The following is a 17,080-nucleotide window of genomic DNA, read 5'->3' on the forward strand; positions in this document are numbered from 1 at the left end:
CTCCGGCCGATGAATTCCCCAAAACTGCGGATCAAGAGCCTCCACAAGAGTTTCGGCGCCGGAGCGCGGCGCACCGAAGTGCTGCGCGACATCAACCTCGACCTCGCCGACAACGAGTTCGTGTCGCTGGTCGGCACGTCGGGCTGCGGCAAGAGCACGCTGCTGTCGATCGTCGCCGGACTGCAGGATTTCGACTCGGGCGAACTCGACATCGACGGGTCGCCGATCATGAAGCCGGGTCTCGATCGCGGCGTCGTCTTCCAGTCCTATACGCTGCTGCCCTGGCTGACGGCGCAGCAGAACATCGAGTTCGCTCTCAAGGCCGCCGGCCATGACCGCGCCACCTGCCGCAGGATCGCGCTTGAGCATCTCGACCTGGTCAAGCTTCCGCACTCGGCCAATCTCTATCCATCCGAATTGTCGGGCGGCATGAAGCAGCGCGTCGCCATTGCGCGCGCTCTTTCCTACCGCCCCAAGATGCTCCTGATGGACGAGCCCTTCGGCGCGCTCGATGCCCTGACCAGGCATCAGATGCAGGAGCTGCTCACCCAGATCTGGGAGGAGCACAGGCTGACCGTGCTCTTCGTCACCCACGACGTCGAAGAGGCCGTCTATCTGTCGGACCGCATTGTCGTGATGGGCATCGGCCCGGGGCGCATCATGCGGACCTTTGACGTCGATATCGAGCGGCCGCGCCGCGAAGAGGTCATGGAGAGCGCCGCTTTCATGGACCTGCAGCGCAATGTCCACAAGGCCATTCGCGAGGCCTCCAGGCGCCCCGAAATGGCTTAGGCGTGTCGCCTAGTCCGCCCGCTTGTGACGCGCAACGGACCTTTGCAAGGAGAGCCACCTGCCGCTCTGGTCCGTTGCGCGCCGCGCCCGGTCGGTTTCGCCGGCCGTGCGATTTCAAAAAAGCTTGGCGGTCGCCATGCAAAACACGGTGATGACCAGCAGCCCGCCCGCAATGCGTTCGCCTCGGGTCATTCTTGCCCGCAGCTGGGTCTGCGTCGCTTGATCGGCCCCAGCCAGTTGTCGGCTGGAGGAGGCGACGAGCGCGCCCTGCACGCCGGCGGCGATCAGCGCGGTCAAGATGCCCAGCGCCAGCGCCTTCTCCATTGGCCCGAATGCGCCCTCATGGAAGAAATACCAGAGCAGTATGCCGGTCAGGAACACCACGCCGGAGGCGCCAAGCTGGGGCCGGATGAAGCGCTCCGCCTTGATCTCCGGATCGCGGGCGACCGCAATGGTCGTGCCGGCCCAGAACACGCCGGCCATGACGTGCAGGCCGATGACGACGATATAGACATACTGCATAACCGCATTCCTCTCTGCCGCCCGCCGCGCGTCGCTGCCATGTTGCGACACCATCAATAAGACAAAATTAGATATCTAACGATTAGATGTCAATTCATGAAGCCGAGTTTCACGTTTTCATCGCTTGCTCTACTGTCACGTCATGACACCATTTGACCGCCCGCCCGTCGGCATGAATCTCGCCCGCACCTCGAAAGTGGTGGCGCAGGCCTTCGATGCCGCGCTGGTAGAGGCCGGCGGCACGCTGCCCGTCTGGCTGACCTTGCTGTCGGTCAAGTCGAAGGAACTTGCCAACCAGCGCGAGCTTGCCGGCATGATCGGCATCCAGGGCGCGACGCTGACGCATCACCTCAACGCCATGGAGACGCAAGGGTTGCTGACGCGCCGCCGCGATCCGGAAAACCGTAGGGTCCATCAGGTGGCGCTGACGGAAGCCGGCGAAGCGCTGTTCGAAAAGTTGCGTCTCGCGGCGGTCGCCTTCGACAAGCGGCTTCGGGCCGGTATTCCCGATGACAGGCTGGCCGAATTCGCCGAGGTGCTTGCGATGCTCAGGCGGAACGCTGAGGCGTCTCAGTCGTAACCCGCAATCGCGCCGAAGGCGTAATGGCGCAGCCTGAGCGCCGCGATCAAAGCGGTTAGGTTCGCCTTGCCGTCGAAGGCGTCCTGGAACATCTCGTCATGCATGAGCAGGATCAGCTTGTTCGGCCTGGCGAAATGGCCGTAGCCGAACAGATGGTCGATCTCGCTTACCAGATGGTCGACGCTCTGAACCGGCTTGCCGCTGTCCTCATGCACCCATTCGTGGTCCCAGCCGTAAAGCCAGAAGCCCGACGCCGCGACGAATTCGTAATCCGGATCCTCGCGTCCGGCCTCGGCTAGCCCGAGCGAATTGTCGTCCTTCGAGTAATTGGGCAGCCGGAACACGTCGCGTCCGGGCAGGCGTGCATGCACGGCCGGCGTCAGCCCGAGCACGACATTGGCCCGCAGCATGTCGGCGACCACGCCCTCCGTGTCGCCATAGAAATGCCGGTAGTGATTATAGGCATGGCTGTAGCTGTGGTTGCCGATCGTCACCAGCGGCATCGATTTCGCCCGCTGCAGCAGCGCCCGGCTGGCGGCGTTGGCCTCGGCATGCATGCCGACCATGAACAAAGTCGCCGGCACCTGCTCGGCCTGCAGCACGTCGAGGATGTTGCTGGTGCCGTTCAGCGGACCGTCGTCGAATGTGAGGTAAATGGTGCGATCGGCGGCCAGGGCGGGCGATGCGACAAGCAGGAGGAACGGAAGGATATAACGAAGTGGCATTCGCAAAACCTGGTTGCGATCCCGATAGGCCGCCATAACGCCCGGTTGTGTCAAGCTTGTCGGCGAAAGCGTTAGCCCAGGCTGCCCTGCAGCACCTTCAGCTTCGCCTTCTTCGGGCTGCGCGTCGCCAGCCATTCGCGCGCCTTGTCCTGCGGCATCGGGAAGGCGATAGAATAGCCTTGCACCTGGTCGCAGCCGATCGCCATCAGCGAGTCGAGCTCGGCCTCGGTCTCGGCGCCCTCGGCGACGATCGAGATGCCCAGCCCCCGGGCAAGCTCGGTGATGGCGCGCACGATCTTGGTGTTGTCGCCGTTCTCGTTGATGTTCTGGACGAAGCGGCGGTCGATCTTCAGCCGGTCGATCTCGTTGGGATTGACGTGGCTCAGTGAAGCGTAGCCGGTGCCGAAATCGTCAAGCTCCAGATGCACGCCGGCGGCGCGGATGTGGCGAAGCTTCGAGGCGATCCCGGTCTTCTCGTCGTCGAGGATGACGGATTCGACGATCTCCAGCGAAAGCTTCTGTGGCGCCAGCCCGGCGCGCTCCAGCGTGCCGAACAGGAACGTGTCGAAATCGGGCTCGCGAAGTTCGGTGCCCGAGACATTGACGGCGATGCGCCCGAAATCGATCCCGGCGCGGTCCCATTCGGCGGCCTCGTTGATCGCCTTGCTGATGACGATCCGGCCGATCTCCGGCATGAAGCCGCATTTCTCGGCGACGGGAATGAACTCGCCGGGCGAGATCATGCCGCGCGTGGCGTGCTTCCATCGCACCAGCGCCTCGATGCCGCTGATCTTGCCGCTGGTTAGCGACACCTGCGGCTGGAAATAGACATCGAAGCTCTTGTCGGCGATTGCCGTGCGGATGTCCTGTTCGAGCTGTTTGCGGTAGTCCAGCTCGCGCCGCAGCTCCTCTGAGAAGAAGGAGAAATTGCCGCCGCCGAGCTTCTTGGCGGAATAGAGGGCGAGGTCGGCATGGACGAGCAGGTCCTGCGCGTTGTCGGCGTCGACCGGATAGACCGCGATGCCGGCGCTGGCGCCAGGCATGATGGTCGTGCCCTGGAACGTGATCGGCTCGTTGATTTCGCCAAGGATGCGCTTGGCCAGCGCATGGATGTCCTCGGTGGTGCCGGCCCCGTTGAGGATCATGACGAACTCGTCGCCGCCGAGCCGCGCGCAGAGGTCCGACGCCCGGCAGGAATCGCGCATGCGCTGCGCCGTCACCACCAGCACATAGTCGCCGGCGGCGTGTCCGAGCGTATCATTGATCTGCTTGAAGCGGTCGAGATCGAACTGGACCACCGCCAGGCGCTCGCGGCGTCGGTGCGCCCCCTTGATCAAGGTGTCGAAATGGTCGGTCAGGAAGGTGCGGTTATGCAGACCGGTCAAGCCGTCATGCACGGCGATGAAGGCCATGGAGTTGCGCGCGTCGACCAACTCGCGCGTCTTGCGCAGGATAGCGTTGGACATCGGCCGGAAGATGAACAGCGCCACCAGCACGATGACGCCGAGGGTGGCGAAGAACAGCGTGCGGTGCAGGTCGAGGATGCTGCTGGATTTTTCGTCGGCGAAGGCGCTGATGCGCTGGCCGAGCGCGGCGTAGCCCGACAGTGTCGCATTGGCGACGGAAGCGTCGAGGCCGGCGCGTTCACCGCCACCCTTGTAGCCGTCACTCTGCATGCCGAGCTGCGACTCGACGGACGACACAAGCCTGTCGCCATTGGCAACGAGCCCAACCGAGAAATAATCGAGGTGGAACGGCTTGTTGAACAGCACATACTCGATCGACTTCGGATCGTTGCGTGCCGGCGACAGCGGATCGGCGCCGGTCTCCTTGAGCAGTCGGTCGTAGCTGGTTTCGAATTCGCCCGTCGCCTGCTTGAGCGCGGTGACCAGCGCCGGCTGCTTGTCGCGCGAGGCCGCTCCCGTGGCGCTTGCCAGGAAGACGATGCGCTGCGACAGCGCCTTCTGCGTCGAGACAATGTCCAGCAGCGCGTGGTTATGCTGCTGCTGCGCCATGAGCTGCTGCAGAAGAATGAAGGATGCCACCACCATGGCGGCAATGATCGTCAGCGCCAGCCAGTAGCCGGTCTTGATGAGCAGGATCAGCTTGCGCGAAACGCTCTGCACTGGCTGCTGCGACATAATTTAAGTGACCCCTCCGGTCGACGGATTCCCGCCTTGGATTCGTGACGGGAAGACGCTTGCCTTGAAAGGGTTAACAGGTCGGCAAGGGCGGCCGGCGGCGACCTTGGCGACGCGACAAAGCTCGCAAAATGGTTATCACGTCCTTTCCCGCGTACCCTCATTTTGCGTGCATCACCGCCGCGCCGTTGCGAAGGATTGCCTTCCGGCTTTCACGACGCCACCGAAGCGGTCGCTTTTGCGATGGATTTTTTGCGGCCGTGGCGCGACAGTCCGGCTCGAACCGAACAGGGCCGGACCCATGAGCAAAGCATTCCTTTCCCACATCGACAGCGAGCTCCAGGGCCTGAAATCGGCCGGGCTCTACAAATCCGAGCGGGTGATTTCCTCCATGCAGTCCGCCGAGATCGAGGTCGGCGGCGAAAAGGTGCTGAACTTCTGCGCCAACAACTATCTCGGTCTCGCCGACAGCCTGGACCTCCGCGACGCGGCAAAGCAGGCGCTCGACCGCTACGGCTACGGCATGGCTTCGGTGCGCTTCATCTGCGGCACCCAGGAAGAGCACAAGGAACTCGAGGCGACGATCTCGTCCTTCCTCGGCATGGACGACACCATCCTCTATTCCTCCTGCTTCGACGCCAATGGCGGGCTGTTCGAGACGCTGCTTGGCGAGGAGGACGCCATCATCTCCGACGCCTTGAACCACGCCTCGATCATCGATGGCGTCAGGCTCTCCAAGGCCAGGCGCTTCCGCTACGCCAACAACGACATGGCCGATCTCGAGGCACGGTTGAAGGAGGCGAAGGACTGCCGCTTCCGGCTGATCGCCACCGACGGCGTGTTCTCGATGGACGGCATCATCGCCAATCTGCGCGGCGTCTGCGACCTGGCCGAGAAATACGATGCCATGGTCATGGTCGACGACAGCCACGCGGTCGGCTTCGTTGGCAGGCATGGCCGCGGCTCGGCCGAGCATTGCGGTGTCGAGGGCAGGGTGGACATCATCACCGGCACGCTCGGCAAGGCGCTGGGCGGTGCCTCTGGCGGCTACACGTCGGGCAAGAGAGAGGTCGTCGACTGGCTGCGCCAGCGCTCCCGGCCCTATCTCTTTTCCAACACCCTGATGCCGGCAATTGCGGGTGCCTCGATCAAGGTGTTCGACCTGATCCGTCATGGCGACGCTTTGCGCGAGCGCCTATATGCCAATGCGGACCGGTTCCGGTCCAAGATGGGTAAGCTCGGCTTTACGCTTGCCGGCGCCGATCACCCGATCATTCCGGTGATGCTGGGCGACGCCGCACTGGCGCAGGAGATGGCGCAGCGCATGCTGAAACGCGGCATCTACGTCATCGGCTTTTCCTTCCCGGTGGTGCCGAAGGGCCAGGCGCGTATCCGCACCCAGATGTCGGCCGCCCATTCCAGCGCCGACATCGACCGTGCGGTCGAGGCGTTTGGCGAGGTCGGCAAGGAACTGGGCGTGATTTCGTGAACGGCTGGCGCCGAAAAACGGTCCCGGATCAAGCGATTCAAGGAAGAAAAGAATGTCCAACATGATGAAGGCGCTGGTGAAGGCCAAGGCCGAGCCGGGCATCTGGATGGAAGAGGTGCCGGTACCGGAGATCGGCCCCAACGACGTGCTGATCAAGGTCAAGAAGACCGCGATCTGCGGCACTGACGTCCACATCTACAACTGGGACCAGTGGGCGCAGAAGACCGTGCCGGTGCCGATGGTGACGGGCCACGAATTCGTCGGCACCGTCGCCGATTTCGGCGCCGCTGTCACCGAATACAAGGTCGGCCAGCGCGTCTCCGGCGAAGGCCATATCGTCTGCGGCCATTGCCGCAACTGCCGCGCCGGGCGAGGGCATCTCTGCCGCAACACGCTGGGCGTCGGCGTCAACCGTCCCGGCGCCTTCGGCGAGTACATGGCGATCCCGCAGCACAATGTCGTGCCGATCCCCGACGACGTGCCGGACGAGATCGCCGCTATCTTCGATCCGCTGGGCAACGCCGTTCACACCGCCTTGTCCTTCGATCTGGTCGGCGAGGACGTGCTGGTCACCGGCGCCGGACCGATCGGCATCATGGGCGCGCTGGTGGCGCAATGCGTCGGCGCGCGGAAGGTCGTCATCACCGACATCAACCCGGTCCGGCTGGACCTGGCGCGCAAGCTTGGCGTCCAGCACGTCGTCGACGCCTCGAAGGAAAAGCTGCGCGATGTCATGCCATCGATCGGCATGAGCGAAGGGTTCGATGTCGGCCTGGAGATGTCGGGCGCGGCACCCGCCTTCCGCGACATGATCGACACCATGAACAATGGCGGCAAGATCGCCATCCTCGGCATCGCGCCCACCGGCTTCGAGATCGACTGGAACAAGGTCATCTTCAAGATGCTGCATCTGAAGGGCATTTACGGCCGCGAGATGTTCGAGACCTGGTACAAGATGATCGCGCTCGTGCAGGGGCCGCTCGATGTGTCGGGGCTGATCACCCACCGGATTGGGATCGATGATTTCCAGGCGGGGTTCGATGCGATGCGCAGCGGCAGTTCCGGCAAGGTGGTGATGGATTGGTGAGGGGCGCTTCGACGGAGACGTCGAGTTCCTTCGCCCCCCTCACTGTCCTGCCGGACATTTCCCCCTTAAGGGGGGATTGGCCGTCACCCCGGCCTTCGCCAATCGCAGACGTTGCAAGATGAGCGCCGTCGCCAAAGCTGCCAATCTCCCCCCAAGAGGGGGAGATGTCCGGCAGGACAGAGAGGGAGGCCACGCACCAGCCTATCAGCTCTTTTCTTCCAAAGCTTTCTCCAGCGCCGCCACTCCTCTCGCAATCGCCACGCGTTCCTCCACGCTCAACCTCGCCAGCAGCTCCCTTTCAAACGCCTTCGCCAGCGGCACCATCTCGCGATAGGCGGCGAGCCCCGCCTTGGTCAGCGCCAAGTGCTCCACCCGGCGATCTTTCTCGTCCGGCGTGCGCGTCAGCCAGCGCCGACGCTCCAGTTCGGCCACGGCGCGCGAAACCTTGGTCTTGTGCATGGCTGATTGCTCTCCGAGCTCCGTCGCCGTCATCGTGCCGCGCTGGCCGAGGCCCGACAGCGTACGCCATTCCGGCCGAGTCAGGCCGTGGCGCTCCTTGTAGATGCGGGAGAACTCGCGGCTGACGGTGTCCGCAAGTCGGTAGAGACGATACGGCAGAAAGCTCTCCAGTTCGAGGATTTCAGGTTCCATGAAGCGCTCTCCGGGATGCAGCGCGCCGTTGATAGTTACATTTTCGATGGTTACAAATGAAACCAGTTTGGTCAACATCGCCGACAGGCCAGCACTATGAGGCTGGACGTCGGGATCAGGGAGGATCGGATGGGCTTTTCCTATATGCCGGGCTTCGGCAATGATTTCGAGACCGAGACGCTGCCTGGCTCGCTGCCGCAGGGCCGCAACTCGCCGCAGAGGCCGGCCTACGGCCTCTATGCCGAGCAGTTGTCCGGCTCGCCCTTCACCGCGCCGCGGGGCACCAATGAGCGTTCCTGGCTTTACCGCATCCGCCCGAGCGTCAAACACACCGGCCGCTTCAAGGGCGCGAGCTACCCTCTGTGGAAGACAGGCCCCAACATTGGCGATCATGAGCTGGCGCTCGGCCAATACCGCTGGAACCCGACGCCCATGCCCATCGAGCCGACGGACTTCATCTCCGGCATGCGAACCTTCACCACGGCCGGCGACGCGGTCGGCCAGTCCGGCATGGCCGCCCATGTCTATGTCGCCAATCGCTCGATGACCGACGACCATTTCTTCAACGCCGACGGTGAGTTGCTGGTCGTGCCGCAGGTCGGCGCGCTGCGCTTCGTCACCGAAATGGGGGTGATCGAGCTTAGGCCCGGCGAGATCGCCGTGCTGCCGCGCGGCCTGGTCTTCAAGGTCGAGCTCGCCGACAAGGAGGCGCGCGGCTATGTCTGCGAGAACTACGGCGCCAAGTTCACCATGCCCGACCGCGGCCCGATCGGCGCCAATTGCCTGGCCAATCCGCGCGACTTCAAGACGCCCTGCGCCTGGTTCGAGGAGAAGGAGACGCCGTGCCGGCTGATCGTCAAATGGTGCGGCTCTTTCCACGTCACCGAGCTTGGCCATTCGCCGCTCGACGTCGTCGCGTGGCACGGTAACTACGCGCCCTACAAATATGATCTGGCGACGTTTTCGCCGGTCGGCGCCATCCTGTTCGACCACCCCGACCCGTCGATCTTCACCGTGCTGACGGCGCCGAGCGGCGAGGAGGGCACGGCCAATGTCGACTTCGTCATCTTCCCGCCGCGCTGGCTGGTGGCGGAAAACACGTTCCGGCCGCCCTGGTACCACCGCAACATCATGAGCGAGTTCATGGGCCTGATCCACGGCCAGTACGACGCCAAGGAAGAAGGCTTTGTTCCCGGTGGCATCAGCCTGCACAACCAGATGCTGGCACACGGGCCCGACGCTTCCGGATTCGAGAAGGCGACACGCGCCGACTTGAAGCCGGTCAAGCTCGACAACACCATGGCCTTCATGTTCGAGACGCGCTTCCCGCAGATGCTGACGCGCTATGCCGCCGAAATCGGCACCTTGCAGGAGAACTACATCGACTGCTGGGCCGACCTGAAGAAGCGCTTCAACGGCACGCCGGAGGGCGACTGGTCTTGAGCGCCGAAGCAGCGGACCGACTCGTGCTGCTCGGCTCCAAGGGCGGTCCGGCGCTGCGGCCGGGCGGCCCATGGCCGAGTTCGTCGCTGCTGGAACTCGGCGGACGAACCATTGTTGTCGATTGCGGGCTAGGCGTCACGCGCGGCCTGGTCGATGCCGGCATCAGCCTCAAGGCGCTCGACCTGATCTTCATCACGCATCTCCATTCGGACCATGTGCTGGAACTCGGGCCGCTGATCCACACCGCCTGGGCTGCAGGCTTAGCGACACCGGTGACCGTTTTCGGCCCGCGGGGCACCGGACGTTATTGGCAGCGGTTCTGCGAGGCGGTGGAGTTCGACATCGATATCCGCATCGTCGACGAGGGTCGTCCGGATATTCGCAAGCTGGTTTCGGTCGCGGAGTTCGGCGAAGGATCGGTTCTGGACGAGCGAGGGCTGACGGTGACGGCGCTGCGCGTCGACCATCCGCCAGTCACCGAATGCTTCGCGCTGCGGTTCGAGCATGGCGGCAGAAGCGTGGTGTTCTCCGCCGACACGGCCTTCTTTCCGCCGCTGGCCGGCTTTGCCAAAAAGGCCGACATTCTTGTCCATGAGGCCATGCTGGAAGACGGTGTGGAAAGGCTGGTCGCCCGGACCGGCAACGGCGCGCGGCTGCGCGAGCACCTCTTCGCCAGCCACAGCCTCGCCGAGGAAGCCGGCCGCATCGCCAGCGATGCCGGCGTGCGGCGGCTGGTGCTCAACCACCTCATTCCCGCCGACGACCCGGCGATCGGCGAAGTCGACTGGATCTACGCCGTCAGGAAAACTTGGTCTGGCGACTTGACGATTGCCCGCGACGGCCTTGTTGTACAGCTAAGCGGCGCCAAAGCCGCGCGAGGAGAGGAAACCGCATGAAGCTTGCCACATTGAAAAACGGGACGCGCGACGGAAAACTGGTCGTGGTCTCGCGCGACCTGACGCGGTTCACTGATGCCTCCTTCCTTGTGCCGACGCTGCAGGCCGCGCTCGACGACTGGCGCCGCATTGCCCCGCATCTCGCGACGTTGGCGGAATCGCTCGAGACCAACGCGGTACCGTCGGAGCGCTTCCATGAGCACAACGCGCATTCGCCGCTGCCGCGCGCCTATCAATGGGCGGACGGCTCAGCCTATGTGAACCATGTCGAGCTGGTGCGGAAGGCGCGCGGCGTCGAGATGCCGGCAAGCTTCTGGACCGATCCGCTGATCTACCAGGGCGGCTCGGATAGTTTTGTTCCTCCGCGCGATCCGATCCGCATGGCTGACGAAGCCTTCGGCATCGACATGGAGGCCGAGGTCGCCGTGATCGTCGATGATGTGCCGATGGGCGCGAGCCTGGAAGAGGCGAGGGAGGCGATCCGCCTCGTCATGCTGGTCAACGACGTGACGCTGCGCGCCATCACCGGGCCTGAGTTGGCCAAAGGCTTCGGCTTCTTCCAGTCGAAACCGTCTTCCGCATTCTCGCCGGTCGCTGTCACGCCCGACGAACTGGGCGATGCCTGGGATGGCGGCAAGGTCAGCCTGCCGCTGCTCGCCGATCTCAACGGCAAGCCATTCGGCCGCGCCAATGCCGGCGTCGACATGACCTTCGACTTCCCGGCGCTGATCGCGCATGCCGCGAAGACCCGGCCGCTCGCCGCCGGCACCATCATCGGCTCCGGTACCGTTTCCAACAAGCTGAATGGCGGGCCGGGCAAGCCGGTCTCTTCGGGTGGGGCCGGCTATTCCTGCATCGCCGAATTGCGCATGATCGAGACCATCGAAAGCGGCGAGCCGAAGACGCCATTCCTGCGTTTCGGCGACACGGTGCGCATCGAGATGAAGGACAAGGCCGGCCATTCGATCTTCGGCGCCATCGAGCAGAAGGTCGAGAAATACGTCAAATAGGCGCGGACTGGGGGAGGAGGCCGAAACGGTGACCCTGCTCGAGCATCTGCGCCGCATGGCCCGCAACAATCTGTGGTCGAACGACCGGCTCTACCGTGCCGTGCTCGCGCTGCAGCCCGGCGAGTTCGAGGCCGAACGCGTGAGCTTCTTTCCCTCGATCAGAGAGACGCTCAACCACATCCTCGCGGTCGACCTTCTCTATTTCGATTTCCTGACCGATAGTGGTCTCGGCGCCACCGCCTATGACGACTTCGTGCCGTTCGACGATGCGGCAAGCCTTGCCGAGGCGCAGGCCGATTTCGACCGCAGGCTTGTCGTCTTCTGCGACGGCCTGTCGGAAGCCGATCTCGACCGGCGCGTCATCACCGACCGCCGCGAGGAGGGCAAGATCCCCGAACGCATCGGCGACATTCTTGCACATGTCTTCCTGCACGACATCCACCATCGCGGCCAGGTACATGCGATGCTCTCCGGCACCTCTGTCGCGCCGCCGCAATTGGATGAGTTTCTGCTCGACTACGACATCAAGCTGAGGAAGGACGAGGTCGAGCGGCTGGGGTTGTGAACGAGCGAGAGCGCTTCGAGAATTATCGTAGTTACAAAAATTGTTGACTTAATTATTGTAGGTACATAAATTCAGATGAGGATCGTTTGGGATGAACCGAAACGGTTGGCCAACATCGACAAACACGGCTTGGATTTCGCTGCGTTGAACGAGGAGTTTTTCCTTGCGTCGACGATCCGGGCAGCCAAAGCCGGTCGTTTCATGGCGATTGGCCGGATAGTCGGCGGCGTTGTTGCAGTGGTCTTTGCCCGGCTTGGCTCCGAAGGCATCTCGATTGTTTCGATTCGGCCGGCCAACCAGACGGAAAGGAGATTGTTCGATGGCGAAAACTAAGCTGCACATCACGAAGCCTGACAAGGAATTCAAGCCAGGCAAAGGCTTTACCCAGGAAGATTGGGACGCCGTTTCGGACAATCCCGAATGGACCGAGGAGGATTTTCGAAACGCTCGTCCCTTCACCGCGGTGTTTCCGGATCTTGCCGAAAGCATTCGCCGTTCGCGCGGCCGGCCGGCGCTCGACAATCCGAAGAAACAGGTGACGCTGCGCCTCGATAGCGATGTGGTTGCCCGCTTCCGCGCCGGCGGACCCGGCTGGCAGAGCCGGATAAACGACATTCTGCGGAAAGCCGCCGGCCTTTAGCCGGCGGTTTGGTTTTCGGCTCTAAGCCGCCTTGCCGTCCAGCTTGATCACGCCGCGCTTGATCTGGTCCTGCTCGATCGACTCGAACAGGGCGCGGAAATTGCCTTCGCCAAAACCTTCGTCGCCCTTGCGCTGGATGAACTCGAAGAAGATCGGGCCGATGACCGTCTTCGAGAAGATCTGCAGCAGGATCTTGGTCATTCCGCCGTCGACAACGCCTTCGCCGTCGATCAGGATGCCGTGCTTCTTCATGCGCTCGATCGGCTCGTCATGGCCGTGCACGCGCTCATGCGACATCTCGTAATAGGTGTCCGGCGGGCCTGGCATAAACTTCAGCCCGTTGGCGGCGAGCTTGTCGGTCGCCTCGTAAATCGCGTCCGTGCCGACCGCGATGTGCTGGATGCCCTCGCCATTATACTTCTTGAGATACTCGGCGATCTGGCTGGTCTCGTCCTTGGACTCGTTCAGCGGAATGCGGATCTTGCCGCAGGGCGAGGTGATGGCGCGGCTCACCAGGCCGGTGATCTTGCCGTCGATGTCGAAGAAATGGATCTGCTTGAAGCCGAACAGGTCGCGATAGAAATCCCACCACTTGTCCATGTTGCCGCGATAGACATTGTGGGTGAGGTGGTCGAGATAGTAGAAGCCGACGCCTTCGGGCTTGGGGTCGCGTTCGCCCAGCCACTCGAACTCGGCGTCATAGGCCGAGCCCTTGTCGCCATAGGCCTCGATGAAATAGAGGAGCGAGCCGCCGATGCCGACGATGGCCGGCACGTCGAGCGCCTTGTCGGTGCCTTCATAGGGCGTGGCGCCTTTCGACACGGCATGGTCGAAAGCGTGCTTGGCATCGACCACGCGCCAGGCCATCGAGGCGGCGCAAGGGCCATGCTTTTCGACGAACTTCATCGCATGCGAACCCGGTTCGGCATTGACGACATAGTTGATGTCGCCCTGGCGCCAGACGGTGATGTCCTTGCTGCGATGTTTGGCCACCGCCGTATAGCCCATGCGGGTGAACAACTCGGCAAGCTTGGCGGGTTCCGGATGCGCGAACTCGACGAATTCGAAACCGTCGGTGCCGGCGGGATTTTGCCTGCTGATTTTCGCGGGCGGGGCGTCGTGCGGGAAGGGGCCCATGGCAGTCCTCCGGAAGGTGTTTTGGCCGGGCTTGGCCATCTTCATCATGATAGCGCGGAGCCGCCGCACGGTGCTTGCATTCAACCGCTTGAAATGGGCATAATGTGCGCAAATTGTGCATGATTGGAGGATTAAGGATGGATGATGCGCGCCTGGACCAATTTGACCGCAAGATAATGGCGCTTCTGCAGGACGATGCGCGATACACCAACAACGACCTTTCGGAGCGCGTGAACCTCTCGCCCTCGCAATGCTCGCGCCGCCGCCAGCGGTTGGAGGACGATGGCTACATCAAGGGCTATCGCGCCGTGCTCGACCGCGATCGTCTCGGCTTTTCGCTGGTCAACGTCATCTCGGTGACCTTGGCCACCCACAACCGCGACAATGCCCGCCGCTTCGGCGAGCTGGTGGCACGGCTGCCCGAGGTGCAGGAGGCGCACGCGCTGACCGGTGAGATGGATTATATCCTGAAGGTGGTGACGCCCGACCTCAAATCCCTGTCGGAGTTCGTCAACGGCGTTCTGCTACCGCACGAATCCGTGCAGCACGTGAAGACGGCGATCGTGCTGGAGACGCTGAAGGAAACCGGCGCGCTGCCGATTTAAAGTGTGCTGAGATTCAGGTGCGGCCGGCCTGACCAGAATCTCAGCGCACTTTCTTGGCAAATCGTCAGCCGCGCTGCTGTTGGATCAGCCCGTAAAGGTTGGTGCAGCGCGCGCCGGAGCGGCAATAAGCGAACACCGGACCTTCGAGCTCGTCGAGCGCGGCGGCCTGGTCCTCGACATTGTCCATGGTGATCTGGCCGCTGATGACCGGAATGTAACGGAAGGCGAGGCCTGCCGTCTCGGCCGCGGCCTGAACGCTCTCGGCCGAGGGCTGGCCCGGCTGCTCGTCATCCGGCCGGTTGCAGATCACGCTCTTGAAGCCGGCATCCTTGATGGCCGCGATGTCCTCCGGCTGGATCTGGCCGGAAACCGAATAGTCGTCGCTGATCTGGCGGTATTCCATGGTGATGACCTCGTAAACGCTGGATGCCGATTGGCTCTCGCGGAGTCTTGCCATTCCCTTCGATGGCCGACAATCCGCGCGGACAGGATTCCTCCCTCGCAGATAGGACATTTTCGCCGCGAAATCCAACTACGCTGACCATCGGGGGAATGGGTCAGGCAGCCCGCGCCACAATGCGGGCTGGAAGGTCGTGGTCTCCACCAGGCAATCATCGAGCTCGGCTCGGATGCGCGCTTCGTTCATCGGCTCGCAACCGATGAAGACCAGCTCTTGCCGCCGGTCGCCCCAGACGGGATCGAGATAAGAGCGCATGCTTTCGCGCCATTCGGCATGGTCGGGCCACCGGGCAGGGGGCACGGAAGCCCACCAGCGTCCCCTTTTTTCCGTGCGCACCAGCGCGCCGGCCTGGCTCAGTTCGCCCGCATGGTCCGGGCGGGTGGCCAGCCAGAAGAAGCCCTTGGCGCGCACGACACCCGGCCAGGCACGGTTGACGAATTCCTGGAAGCTGGCCGGCTCGAACGGTTTCCGCGCCCGGTAGACAAAGGAGCGGATGCCGTATTCTTCTGTCTCGGGGATGTGATCGCGAAATCCGTTAAGCTCCTTGAACCAGAGCGGGTTCTGCTGTGCTTTCTCGAAATCGAAGCGACCGGTAGCCAGCACTTTGTCGAGAGGCACCTTGCCGAAATCGGCCTCCACGATCTCGGCATCGGGATTGAGCGCCCGCACGATGAGGCGCGCCGTGTCCCGCTGATGCGTGCTTGCCGCGCTGATCTTGTTCAGCACGACGACGTCGGCGAACTCGATCTGTTCGACCAGCAGATCGACCAGGGCGCGGTTGTCGCCCTCGCCGAGCGACTGGCCGCGCTGGCGTAGGAAATCGGTGGAAGAATAATCCTTGAGCAGGTTGAGCGCATCCACCACCGTCACCATCGTGTCGAGGCGGGCGACGTCGGAAAGGCTGAGGCCATTCTCGTCACGGAAGTCGAAGGTCGCCGCGACCGGCAGCGGTTCCGAAATGCCCGTGGATTCGATCAGGAGGTAGTCGAAGCGTCCCTGGGCAGCAAGCGCGCGCACCTCCGTCAGCAGGTCGTCGCGCAGCGTGCAGCAGATGCAGCCGTTGGACATCTCAACCAGCTTTTCGTCCGTCCGCGAAAGGTTTGCGCCATCGCGCACCAGTTCCGCATCGACATTGATCTCGCTCATGTCATTGACGATGACGGCGACGCGCCGGCCTTCGCGGTTCGTCAATATGTGATTGAGCAACGTGGTTTTGCCGGCTCCGAGGAAACCGGAGAGCACGGTGACGGGCAAGCGGTCGAAATTAAGCATTTGCGACAGGGTCCTTTCAGTAAGCTTGGTTATGTTATAAAATAACAAACCACGGCAAGAAAAAGGCGGAGATAGGGCTCCGCCTTTCAGAACTGCTCTCCTCAACTGCCGAGGATCGCGCCTTTGATCTTGGTGATGTTGTTTTGCATCAAGTCGATATAGGTCGAGGCCGGGCCGCCGGGCTGCGAGAGCGCGTCCGAATAAAGCGTGCCACCCACCTTGATGCCGGTCTCGCTCGAGATTTGCTCGATGAGGCGCGGGTTGGTGATGTTCTCGATGAAGATGGCCGCAGCCTTGTCCTGCTTCACTTGGCTGACCAGCTTGGCGACATCGGAGGCTGAAGGCTCCGATTCCGTCGACACACCTTCCGGGGCCAGGAAAGTCAGGCCGTATTCGTGCTCGAAATAGCCGAAGGCGTCATGCGAGGTGATGACGACGCGTTTCTCTTGCGGGATCGACTGGATCGCCGCCTTCACTTCGCCTTCGAGTGCATCGAGCTTGGTGGTGTAGGCGGCGGCGTTGGCCTTGTAGTTGTCGCAGCCTTGGCTGTCGGCCGCGCAGAAGGCATCGGCGATGTTCTTCACATAGATCTTGGCGTTGGCGATCGACTGGAAGGCGTGCGGGTCGGTGGCCGTCTTGCCGCCGCCGGTATCGGCGCCTTCGGCCGCGTCGGCCTCGGCGAATTCCGGCTTGAAGTCGATCGGCGTGACGCCCTTGGTCAGCGTCACGATCGCGGCCTTGGTGGCGCTGGCGTCGACCAGGCGCTGCAGGAAGCCTTCGAAATGCAGGCCGTTGACCAGCACCACATCGGCTTTGGCCATCGCCACCGCGTCGGCTGGGCTCGGCTCATAGACATGCGTGTCGCCGTCCGGCCCGACGATGGTGGTGATGTTGACCCGGTCGCCGCCGACATTCTTGGCGAAATCGGCAATGATGGTGAAGCTCGCCACGACCTTGAGCGGCGCCGCGAAGGCGGAAGAGGTTGCGAAAGTTAATGTTATAACGCTCATTGCCAGGGCGGCGCGGAAGGATTTCAGCATCTGGGACAGTCTCCTTGCTTGGGAT

The 17,080-nt window shown here is 62.9% G+C and carries 19 protein-coding genes; 11 read left to right on the plus strand and 8 right to left on the minus strand.

All coding sequences use genetic code 11. From position 1 onward, the window contains the following. Positions 1-9: 9 nt before the first annotated feature. Complete coding sequence (locus DPM35_RS24690) at positions 10-792, plus strand: ABC transporter ATP-binding protein (RefSeq protein WP_112129833.1); 783 nt, start codon at positions 10-12, stop codon at positions 790-792. Positions 793-906: 114 nt separating this feature from the next. Here DPM35_RS24690 and DPM35_RS24695 read toward each other — a convergent pair whose 3' ends face one another. Further along, complete coding sequence (locus DPM35_RS24695; RefSeq protein ID WP_112129834.1) at positions 907-1,314, minus strand: hypothetical protein; 408 nt, start codon at positions 1,312-1,314, stop codon at positions 907-909. A gap of 142 nt (positions 1,315-1,456) precedes the next feature. Between DPM35_RS24695 and DPM35_RS24700 the strand changes: the two genes are divergently transcribed. Then, positions 1,457-1,894, plus strand: a complete 438-nt coding sequence (locus DPM35_RS24700; RefSeq protein WP_112129835.1) for a MarR family winged helix-turn-helix transcriptional regulator — start codon at positions 1,457-1,459, stop codon at positions 1,892-1,894. On the opposite strand, the gene DPM35_RS24705 is transcribed toward DPM35_RS24700, so the two are convergent. Together DPM35_RS24705 and DPM35_RS24710 are read right to left on the minus strand one after the other, a co-directional pair. Beyond that, positions 1,885-2,619, minus strand: coding sequence for a polysaccharide deacetylase family protein (locus tag DPM35_RS24705; protein ID WP_112130017.1), 735 nt, complete (start codon positions 2,617-2,619; stop codon positions 1,885-1,887). The two genes, DPM35_RS24700 and DPM35_RS24705, sit on opposite strands and share 10 nt — an antisense overlap. A gap of 71 nt (positions 2,620-2,690) precedes the next feature. Then, a complete protein-coding gene (locus tag DPM35_RS24710) occupies positions 2,691-4,760 on the minus strand; it encodes a putative bifunctional diguanylate cyclase/phosphodiesterase (RefSeq protein ID WP_112129836.1) in 2,070 nt (689 codons plus the stop codon). A gap of 301 nt (positions 4,761-5,061) precedes the next feature. Between DPM35_RS24710 and DPM35_RS24715 the strand changes: the two genes are divergently transcribed. Continuing rightward, positions 5,062-6,249 (plus strand): glycine C-acetyltransferase, encoded by a 1,188-nt coding sequence (locus DPM35_RS24715; protein WP_112129837.1) that lies wholly within the window; start codon positions 5,062-5,064, stop codon positions 6,247-6,249. Between the two features lie 52 nt (positions 6,250-6,301). Beyond that, positions 6,302-7,336, plus strand: coding sequence for an L-threonine 3-dehydrogenase (gene tdh / locus DPM35_RS24720; RefSeq protein ID WP_112129838.1), 1,035 nt, complete (start codon positions 6,302-6,304; stop codon positions 7,334-7,336). A 204-nt stretch (positions 7,337-7,540) separates the two neighbouring features. Here tdh and DPM35_RS24730 read toward each other — a convergent pair whose 3' ends face one another. After that, a complete protein-coding gene (locus DPM35_RS24730; protein WP_112130018.1) occupies positions 7,541-7,987 on the minus strand; it encodes a MarR family winged helix-turn-helix transcriptional regulator in 447 nt (148 codons plus the stop codon). Positions 7,988-8,116: 129 nt separating this feature from the next. On the opposite strand from DPM35_RS24730, the gene hmgA reads away from it, so the two are divergent. The 6 genes from hmgA (at position 8,117) to DPM35_RS24760 (ending at position 12,541) form a co-directional block, all read left to right on the plus strand. Continuing rightward, on the plus strand, positions 8,117-9,430 hold the full coding sequence (gene hmgA / locus DPM35_RS24735; RefSeq protein ID WP_112129840.1) for a homogentisate 1,2-dioxygenase: 1,314 nt from the start codon (positions 8,117-8,119) through the stop codon (positions 9,428-9,430). After that, positions 9,427-10,326 (plus strand): MBL fold metallo-hydrolase, encoded by a 900-nt coding sequence (locus DPM35_RS24740; protein WP_112129841.1) that lies wholly within the window; start codon positions 9,427-9,429, stop codon positions 10,324-10,326. Before hmgA ends, DPM35_RS24740 begins: the two co-directional genes overlap by 4 nt. Beyond that, positions 10,323-11,336 (plus strand): fumarylacetoacetate hydrolase family protein, encoded by a 1,014-nt coding sequence (locus tag DPM35_RS24745; protein ID WP_112129842.1) that lies wholly within the window; start codon positions 10,323-10,325, stop codon positions 11,334-11,336. The genes DPM35_RS24740 and DPM35_RS24745 overlap by 4 nt, the downstream gene beginning before the upstream one ends. A gap of 28 nt (positions 11,337-11,364) precedes the next feature. Then, positions 11,365-11,901, plus strand: coding sequence for a DinB family protein (locus tag DPM35_RS24750; protein ID WP_112129843.1), 537 nt, complete (start codon positions 11,365-11,367; stop codon positions 11,899-11,901). A 75-nt stretch (positions 11,902-11,976) separates the two neighbouring features. Next, positions 11,977-12,234, plus strand: a complete 258-nt coding sequence (locus DPM35_RS24755) for a BrnT family toxin (RefSeq protein WP_112129844.1) — start codon at positions 11,977-11,979, stop codon at positions 12,232-12,234. Continuing rightward, positions 12,221-12,541 carry a BrnA antitoxin family protein gene (locus tag DPM35_RS24760; protein WP_112129845.1) on the plus strand — a complete coding sequence of 107 codons (321 nt, stop codon included), beginning with the start codon at positions 12,221-12,223 and terminating at the stop codon, positions 12,539-12,541. The genes DPM35_RS24755 and DPM35_RS24760 overlap by 14 nt, the downstream gene beginning before the upstream one ends. 21 nt (positions 12,542-12,562) lie before the next feature. On the opposite strand, the gene hppD is transcribed toward DPM35_RS24760, so the two are convergent. Continuing rightward, a complete protein-coding gene (gene hppD / locus DPM35_RS24765; RefSeq protein ID WP_112130019.1) occupies positions 12,563-13,678 on the minus strand; it encodes a 4-hydroxyphenylpyruvate dioxygenase in 1,116 nt (371 codons plus the stop codon). A gap of 137 nt (positions 13,679-13,815) precedes the next feature. Between hppD and DPM35_RS24770 the strand changes: the two genes are divergently transcribed. Further along, positions 13,816-14,283 (plus strand): Lrp/AsnC family transcriptional regulator, encoded by a 468-nt coding sequence (locus DPM35_RS24770; protein WP_042646286.1) that lies wholly within the window; start codon positions 13,816-13,818, stop codon positions 14,281-14,283. A 64-nt stretch (positions 14,284-14,347) separates the two neighbouring features. Here the strand turns inward: DPM35_RS24770 and DPM35_RS24775 are convergent, their stop codons facing one another. From DPM35_RS24775 to aztC, 3 genes are all read right to left on the minus strand, one after another. Beyond that, positions 14,348-14,686 (minus strand): protein tyrosine phosphatase family protein, encoded by a 339-nt coding sequence (locus DPM35_RS24775; RefSeq protein ID WP_112130020.1) that lies wholly within the window; start codon positions 14,684-14,686, stop codon positions 14,348-14,350. Positions 14,687-14,815: 129 nt separating this feature from the next. After that, positions 14,816-16,015, minus strand: coding sequence for a zinc metallochaperone GTPase ZigA (zigA, locus tag DPM35_RS24780; protein WP_112129846.1), 1,200 nt, complete (start codon positions 16,013-16,015; stop codon positions 14,816-14,818). 101 nt (positions 16,016-16,116) lie between these two features. Further along, entirely contained in the window at positions 16,117-17,055 is a 939-nt protein-coding gene (gene aztC, locus DPM35_RS24785) for a zinc ABC transporter substrate-binding protein AztC (RefSeq protein ID WP_112129847.1), read from the minus strand. Positions 17,056-17,080 lie beyond the last annotated feature (25 nt).

The organism is Mesorhizobium atlanticum (assembly GCF_003289965.1).
GTDB classification, from domain to species: Bacteria; Pseudomonadota; Alphaproteobacteria; order Rhizobiales; family Rhizobiaceae; genus Mesorhizobium; species Mesorhizobium atlanticum.